At 67.5% G+C, this 7,299-nt stretch carries 8 protein-coding genes; 2 read left to right on the top strand and 6 right to left on the bottom strand.

Features of this window, described 5'->3' with window-relative positions; translation table 11 throughout:
• Nucleotides 1-497, top strand: a 497-nt coding sequence (locus tag ABT08_RS12025; protein ID WP_288115104.1) for a VTT domain-containing protein, incomplete at its 5' end; no start/stop codon positions are given.
• 120 nt (nt 498-617) lie between these two features.
• A complete protein-coding gene (locus tag ABT08_RS12020; RefSeq protein ID WP_288115103.1) occupies nt 618-1,316 on the top strand; it encodes a winged helix-turn-helix domain-containing protein in 699 nt (232 codons plus the stop codon).
• Nucleotides 1,317-1,376: 60 nt separating this feature from the next.
• Here the strand turns inward: ABT08_RS12020 and ABT08_RS12015 are convergent, their stop codons facing one another.
• The 6 genes from ABT08_RS12015 to ABT08_RS11990 form a co-directional block, all read right to left on the bottom strand.
• A complete protein-coding gene (locus tag ABT08_RS12015) occupies nt 1,377-2,891 on the bottom strand; it encodes an N-acetylmuramoyl-L-alanine amidase (protein WP_288115102.1) in 1,515 nt (504 codons plus the stop codon).
• Nucleotides 2,852-3,352, bottom strand: coding sequence for a tRNA (adenosine(37)-N6)-threonylcarbamoyltransferase complex ATPase subunit type 1 TsaE (tsaE, locus tag ABT08_RS12010; RefSeq protein ID WP_288115101.1), 501 nt, complete (start codon nt 3,350-3,352; stop codon nt 2,852-2,854). The genes ABT08_RS12015 and tsaE overlap by 40 nt, the downstream gene beginning before the upstream one ends.
• A gap of 210 nt (nt 3,353-3,562) precedes the next feature.
• A complete protein-coding gene (gene pstB, locus ABT08_RS12005; protein ID WP_045246769.1) occupies nt 3,563-4,342 on the bottom strand; it encodes a phosphate ABC transporter ATP-binding protein PstB in 780 nt (259 codons plus the stop codon).
• Between the two features lie 15 nt (nt 4,343-4,357).
• Nucleotides 4,358-5,449 (bottom strand): phosphate ABC transporter permease PstA, encoded by a 1,092-nt coding sequence (pstA, locus tag ABT08_RS12000; RefSeq protein WP_288115100.1) that lies wholly within the window; start codon nt 5,447-5,449, stop codon nt 4,358-4,360.
• The gene (gene pstC / locus ABT08_RS11995; protein ID WP_056519163.1) at nt 5,446-6,459 is read right to left on the bottom strand and encodes a phosphate ABC transporter permease subunit PstC; all 1,014 of its coding nucleotides are present in this window, start codon (nt 6,457-6,459) and stop codon (nt 5,446-5,448) included. Before pstC ends, pstA begins: the two co-directional genes overlap by 4 nt.
• A 179-nt stretch (nt 6,460-6,638) precedes the next feature.
• Nucleotides 6,639-7,299 (bottom strand): PstS family phosphate ABC transporter substrate-binding protein (locus ABT08_RS11990; RefSeq protein ID WP_288115098.1); only part of this gene is annotated, 661 nt, incomplete at its 5' end.

The raw sequence follows: 7,299 nt of genomic DNA, 5'->3' as shown, positions 1-7,299 counted from the left end.
CGATCGCCGGCGTCGGCGCGATGAACCTGCCGCTGCTGATGGCGCTGCTGGTGGCGGCCGCGGTGCTGGGCGATGCGCTGAACTATTCGATCGGCCGGCGCCTCGGCCCCAAGGTATTCGGCTGGGAACAGTCGCGCCTGTTCAACAAGGCGGCATTCGACCGCACGCATGCGTTCTATGAACGCCACGGCGGCATCACCATCATCGTCGCGCGCTTCCTGCCCTTCGTGCGCACCTTCGCGCCTTTCGTGGCTGGAGTGGCGCAGATGAGCTACGCCAAGTTCGCGCTGTACAACGTCATCGGCGCGCTGCTGTGGGTGATTGGACTGACCGGTCTGGGCTACCTGTTCGGCAACACCGGCTGGGTCAAGGAGCACTTCGAATGGGTCGCGCTGGCGATGATCATCATCCCCGGCCTGCCGGCGGTGATCGAGGTGCTGCGGCAGTGGCTGCGCGCCCGCGCCAGAAAGTCTGCGAAGGCAGCAAGGGTGTTGTAACTGGGACTATCGGTTTCTGTCGGCTCGCCCTAGAATCACGCATGTCGTCAGGAACCGGCGCCTGGCCCGACGCGGGCGGCCGGCATACGAGCGGCATCCAAGATGATCGGACGCCCAGCCATGAAAATCCTTCTTATCAGCCAGGATGATGCAGCGGTCGACCGCATGCGCGGCGCGCTGCGCGATGCCGGCCATACCGTCGATACCGTCGCCGAACCTGCCGACGGCGACGCCGTGCTGCGTGGCGGTCACTTCGACGTGATCGTGCTTGATCTGGAGCGCACGCCATCGGCCGGTCTCGAATGGTTGCGTGGCCTGCGCCAGCGCCGCGTGCGCTTGCCGGTGCTGGTGCTCACGCCGCTCGACGCCGTCGATACGCGCATTTCGGCGATCGACGATGGCGCTGACGACTACCTGATCGTGCCGCCCGATCCGCGCGAGCTGGTGGCGCGCTGCCGCGGCCTGATCCGGCGCAGCGGCGGCGGCACCTTGCGCAACGAGATCGTCACCTGTGGCGAGCTGGTCATCGACAGCCGCAAGCGCGAGGTGCGCCACGGCTCGGTGCCGATCGACCTGACGCCGCGCGAGTGGTCGATCCTCGAGTACCTGGTCATGCACGTCGGTACGGCGGTGACCAAGGAACGGCTGCTGCGCGCGATCACCGGCTGGGACGAGCAGCTTGCGCCGAACGCGATCGAGGTCTACGTGTCGCGGCTGCGCACCAAGCTGGCCGGCACCGGCACGCGCATCAGCACGGTGCGCGGCGTCGGCTACCGGCTCGAACAGCCCGAAGACGTCGCGCAGCGCACCCAGTGGTGAAACCGGCGTCGCGGTAGCCGATGCTGCGGCAGCCGGTGCTGCGGCAGCCGGTGCCACGCTTCAGGTCGCGCGCGCCTTCGGCCCCGGCGGATGCTTGATCAGGTAGCGCCGCATACCGCGAAAGATCGCATCGGCTATCTTGACCTGGTAGCGAACGTCGTTGAGCCGGCGTTCCTCGTCGGGATTGCTGATGAACGCCGTTTCGACCAGGATCGACGGAATGTCGGGCGCCTTCAGCACCGCGAAGCCCGCTTGTTCGATCTGCCGTTTGTGCAATTCGCCCACGTCACCCAGCTCGGCCAGCACGATGCGGCCCAGGTTGCTCGAATCCTTGATCTGCGCCGTGGTCGACAGGTCGAGCAATATCTGCCGCACTTCGTGGTTGCGGCTGCCCAGGTTCACGCCGCCGATCAGATCCGAGGCGTTCTCCTTGCGCGCCAGCCAGTTGGCGGCGGTGCTGCTGGCGCCGCGCTCCGACAGCACGTAGACCGAGGCACCGCGCGCGTGCGGGCGCACGAACGCGTCGGCGTGGATCGACACGAATAGATCGGCCTGCACGCGCCGTGCCTTCGACACGCGCGAGGCCAGCGGCACGAAGAAATCGCCGTCGCGGGTCATGTACGCGCGCATGTTCGGCTCGGCGTTGATGCGTTCGCGCAGCCGCTGCGCGATGCGCAGCACCACGTCCTTTTCCATCGTGCCGCGGCGGCCGATCGCGCCCGGGTCTTCACCGCCGTGGCCCGGGTCGATCGCCACCGTGACCAGCCGCGCGATCGCGGGGCGGCCACGCACCGGCGTGCGTGCCGGCGTGTCGGGTACGGGTTCGCGCTCGGCCGTCTGGCCGGCCTCCGGGACACCACGTGCCAATGGCCCTGGCGTCTGTCCGGCGGGCGCTGATGGCGACGCTTGCGACGGCGATGATGCAACTGCGGAAGAGGGGGGCGCGGCAGCCGATGAAGCCGATGGCGAGGGGGCCGTAGCCCCGTTGCCCTGTCGCTCGCGCAGCAGCGCCGCGATCGGATCCTCGATCGGCCGCACCGATGCGCCCGCAGGCGCCGCACCGCCGGCGCGCTCCTCGCCCAGGCTCTTGAGCGGATCCACCGGCACGATCGGATGCAGATCGAGCACCAGCCGATGGCGATACTTGCCCACGGGGGCCAGGTTGAACAACTGCGGCTGCACCTCCGACTTCAGGTCGAAGACGATGCGCGCCACGTTCGGCCGGTTCTGACCGACGCGCACTTGCTGGATGTATGGATCGTCGGGCCGGATCTTGGCGACCAGCTCACGCAGTGCCGGGTCGATCGACAGGCCTTCCAGGTCGACGACCAGCCGCGGCGGATCGGAGAGCTGCAGTTGCGTGGACTTCAGCGGCTCGTCGAGCTCAAGCGTGACGCGCGTATAGTCGCGCGCCGGCCAGACGCGCACCGCCAGAATCGACGCGGCGCGCGCCAGCGGCACGTTCAGCCCGAGCAGCGCGCCGCCCACGCCGGCGTGCAGCGACAGCAGGCCGAACCCTGAGTGCGCGCCGCGCCTTAGCCAGCCGCGGCGCCCGTTGCGAGCGCGCTCAGGCATGCGCGGCCTCGCTCGGAGCCGGCTTCGAGCAGCGCCAGCCGCGCGTTGTCGCCATGAGTCGGATCGAACTCCAGACGCAGCCGTAGATCGGGCGCCGGCAAGCTGTCTGCTGCGCGCTCCGGCCACTCGACGATGGCCACGCCGTCGCCGCCCAGGTATTCGTCAAACCCCGCATCCAGCCAAGCCCGGTCGGTGGAGAATCTATAGAAATCAAAATGATACAACCGGAATCTAGAAAGCTCGTAAGATTCAAGCAGTGTAAACGTGGGGCTTTTGACACGCCCCGAATAGCCGAGTGCGGCGAGCAGCGCGCGCGTGAAGCTGGTCTTGCCGGCCCCCAGGTCGCCGGACAGATAAAGTATGAATCCCGGCGTGAGCAGCGGCGCCAGCCGCTGCGCCAAGTGCGCCGTGGCGGCTTCATCGGCCAGTGGCAGCGTCATTCGGTCGAGCGGGTGGTTCATCGGTACTTGCGTGCGGCCGCAGTGCGGCTCTGAAAACGATGGGATTCATGAACGACAGACCGACGATGACCATCGATCAGCCGACCAACGGTGGGGCCGGCCGTCCGGGGGCAGGCCGTCCAACCGGCCGGACACCACAGCCCTGCCCGAACGCGCAGAGGGGGCGGATGCCTCGCATCCGCCCCCTCCCGCGCACCACCGCGGCTGTGCTCACCCGAAGCGGCCCGAGACGTAGTCCTCGGTCGCCTTCTGGGTGGGGTTGGTGAAGATCGTTCCGGTCTCGGCGAACTCGATGAGCTTGCCGGGCTTGCCGGTGCCGGCGATGTTGAAGAAGGCCGTCTTGTCGCTCACGCGCGAGGCCTGCTGCATGTTGTGGGTCACGATCACGATCGTGAACTCGTTCTTGAGCTCCTCGATCAGCTCTTCGATCGCGTAGGTCGAGATCGGGTCGAGCGCCGAGCACGGCTCATCCATCAGCACGACATCGGGGGAGACGGCGATCGTGCGGGCGATGCACAGTCGCTGCTGCTGGCCGCCCGACAGTCCTGCGCCCGGCTTGTCGAGGCGATCCTTGACCTCTTCCCAGAGGTTCGCGCCGCGCAGCGACTGCTCGACCAGGGCGTCGGCGTCGCTCTTCGAGATGCGCTTGTTGTTCAGGCGCACACCCGCGAGCACGTTCTCCTTGATCGACATCGTGGGGAACGGGTTCGGACGCTGGAAGACCATACCGACCTGACGGCGCACGAGCACCGGGTCGACGCCGGGGGCGTAGAGGTCCTCACCGTCGACGAGCACCGAGCCCTCGACGCGGGCGCCGGGGATGACCTCGTGCATGCGGTTCAGCGTGCGCAGGAACGTGGACTTGCCGCATCCCGACGGGCCGATGAAGGCGGTCACGGTGCGGGGCTCGATGTTCATCGAGACCCCTTCGACCGCGAGGAAGTCGCCGTAGTAGACGTTGAGGTCCTCGACCTCGATGCGCTTGGACACCTGGGGGCTCCTTGATCAGCGGGACTTCGGCGCGAACATGGTCGCGACGATGCGGGCGATGAGGTTGAAGATGACGACGAGGATGACCAGCAGCAGGGCGGCGCCCCACGACTGCGCCTGCGAGGCGGCGATGTCCTGGCCGGGGAAGCTGTAGGCGGTGTACGCCATGACGGGCAGGGTCTGCATCGGTCCGTCGAACGGGTTCGCGTTGAAGTTGTCGGTGAAGCTCGCCGCGATGAAGATCGGCGCGGTCTCGCCGACCACACGCGCCACGGCAAGCACCACGCCGGTGACGATGCCGCTCGCCGCGGTGCGCAGCACGATCTTGACGATCGTCGTGGAGCGGGGAACACCGAGTGCGAGGGATGCCTCGCGCAGCTCGCTCGGGACGAGTCGCAGCATCTCCTCGGTCGAGCGCACGACGATCGGGATCATCAGCACGCACAGCGCGATCGATGCGGAGAAGCCGCTGAACGCCTTCGGGCCGACGATGAGCGAGAACAGCGAGAAGGCGAACAGACCGGCGACGATGGAGGGAATGCCGGTCATCACGTCGACGAGGAACGTGATCATGCGACGCAGCGGGTTGTTCGGCTGCGCGTACTCGACGAGGTAGACCGCGGTCAGGATGCCGATGGGAACCGAGATGAGCGCGGCGATGCCGGTGATGATCAGGGTTCCGACGACGGCCTGCAGGGCGCCGGGCGTGGCCACCACCGACAGGGTGTCGGGGTCGAACTTCGTGCCGCCGGTCTGGGTGATGAAGCTCCAGCTGAGCACCCCGATGCCCTGGGAGACGACGGTCCACAGCGTGGAGATGAGCGGCGCGACGGCCAGCACGAAGGCGCTCGTCACGAGTCCGCGGACGACCCGATCGGTCGCCTTCCGGCGGTTCTCGACGATGGTGGATGCCACGCCGATGCCGGCGAGGTAGAGCACCGCCGTGAGCACCAGCCACAGCGCGATGTTGAACGGCGCGAGGAGGGCGATGATCCCGGCCGAGATGACGAGGGCGATCACCACGCCGATCGGCTCGGAGAAGCGGGGGAGCTGCCCGCTGGTGAGGCCGGCTGCGCGGGTCAAGGGGCCGGCGGTGGAGGTGGTCACGAGCGCTTCCCCTTCTTCTTGCGGCCCTTCGCGCCGGGACCGGTCGCGGCGATGATGTAGCGCGCGAGCATGTTGACGGCGAGGGAGACGACGAACAGCATCAGGCCCGTGCCGATGAGCGCGGAGCGCTGGATGCCGGACGAGATCGGGAAGTTCAGCGCGATGTTCGCGGCGATCGTCTGCGAGTTGTAGCCGTCGGTGAGCAGTTGCACCGAGAACAGGAGGGCAGGGGAGATGATGAGGGCGATCGCCATCGTCTCGCCGAGCGCCCGGCCGAGCCCGAGGAGGGTCGCTGAGACCATGCCGCTGCGCGCGTAGGGAAGGACCGACAGGCGGATCATTTCCCAGCGGGTCGCGCCGAGAGCGAGGGCTGCCTCTTCGTGGAGGCGCGGCGTCTGCAGGAAGATCTCACGGGTGATCGATGTGACGATCGGGAGGATCATCACCGCCAGCACCACGCCACCGGCGAGCATCGTGGAGCCCGTCGAAGTGACCTGTCCGCTGAACAGCGGGATCCAGCCGAAGTACTCGTTCAAGAACTGCGACAGGGGCAGGAGGAACGGGCGGATGACGATGATGCCCCAGAGGCCGAACACGATCGACGGGACCGCGGCGAGAAGATCGACGATGTAGCCGAGCAGCCCGGCGAGCCGGCGCGGGGCATAGTGCGAGATGAACAGTGCGATGCCGATCGCGACGGGGGCGCCGAGGATCATGGCGATCACTGCCGACCAGAGGCTTCCCCACAGCAACGGCGCGACGTACGCCCAGAAGCTCGACCAGCCGTTGCCGAGGGGGTTGTGGATGGCGGCCAGGTCCTGGTTGGAGCTCCAGTTCGCGGTGATCGCGGGGAGTCCCTGGATGATGAGGAAGATCGCGACTCCGGCGAGGATCACCATGATCGAGATCGCGGAGCCCGTGGAGAGTCCGAGGAAGACGGTGTCGCTCGCCCGGCGCTTGCCGATCAGTGATCGGGACGGAGAGGTCGTGGTGGTCGCCGCGTCAGCCACGGCTTCCCTCGTCTTCTCGCAGAGGCACGGCGTTCTCCTTCTCGGGTCGGGCGTCGTGTGGAGCTCCGAAGACGACACTAATGCGAACGGCTCGGACTCAGTCACCCCACCGAGCAGGCTCGGGAGGGCCACTCAGTCCGCCCGGATCCGATGAGCGGATCCGGGCGGGCCGAAGGGTGTTACTTGATGGTGGCGAGGGTCGCCTGAACCTTGGTCAGGATCTCGTCCGGAACCGGAGCCGAGCCGGCGTTCTTCGCGGCGACCTGCTGGCCGAGCGTCGAGGCGACGAAGCCGAGGTACGACTTGACGAGCTTGGCCTGCGTGGCGTCCTTGAACGTGGTGCAGGTGATCGCGTACGAGAGCAGCGGGATCGGGTAGGTCTCGGCGGTGAGCTTCGAGTAGTCGAAGACCTGCGACAGGTCGCCGGCCACACCGTTGGACTTCGTGGTCGCCGCAACCTCGAAGGTCTTGGCGACGGCGTCGGCGGAGAACGCGATCGCAGTACCGCTCTGGATGATCGACGCGGCCGTCAGCGAGCCGATGCCCGAGTGGTCGGCGTAGCCGATGGTGCCGTTACCCGACTTGACGGCGCCGACGACGCCCGAGGTGCCCTTCTGGAGCGACACGTTGCCGGTGATCGGCCAGCTCGAGCCCGCCTTGTGCGTCCACACCGACGGGGCGGTGCCCACGAGGTAGTTGGTGAAGTTCTGCGTGGTGCCGGAGCCGTCCGAGCGCGCGACCGTGGTGATCGGGCCGGCGGGAAGTGCGGTGCCGTTGTCAGCGGTGATCGCCGGGTCGGACCAGTCGGTGATCTGCAGTGCGAAGATCTTGGCGATCGTG

The sequence above is a fragment of the Microbacterium sp. SCN 71-21 genome, assembly GCF_001725695.1.
GTDB classification, from domain to species: Bacteria; Actinomycetota; Actinomycetes; order Actinomycetales; family Microbacteriaceae; genus Microbacterium; species Microbacterium ginsengisoli.
This window is presented reverse-complemented; position numbering and strand designations above follow the sequence as displayed.